We start from the raw sequence: 212 nt of genomic DNA on the forward strand, positions 1-212 counted from the left end.
TGCTTCCATCATTTCTTTAATGGTCCCGCCAAGAAGATCTTTCAAGGCATCCTGGATATCTTCAGCGGTCTGAATGTCGTATTCTTCCAGGAGTTGATGGATAATGTTTCGTTTTCCTTCCGTCATTTGTACCCGATGAACAGGTTTCTTTTGTTTTGCCATAATAAAAGGCCCTCCTATGATTTAGATTTTATCATAGAAGAACCTCTTAT

Annotated in this window: 1 pseudogene; it reads right to left on the reverse strand. The window is 39.2% G+C overall.

Going from position 1 to position 212, the window contains the following annotated elements:
- Positions 1–162: pseudogene (locus H6A20_RS13435) on the reverse strand (IS256 family transposase); the annotation flags it as partial.
- Positions 163–212: the final 50 nt, after the last annotated feature.

This window comes from Mordavella massiliensis, from assembly GCF_016901695.1.
Lineage (GTDB): Bacteria > Bacillota > Clostridia > Lachnospirales > Lachnospiraceae > Claveliimonas > Claveliimonas massiliensis_A.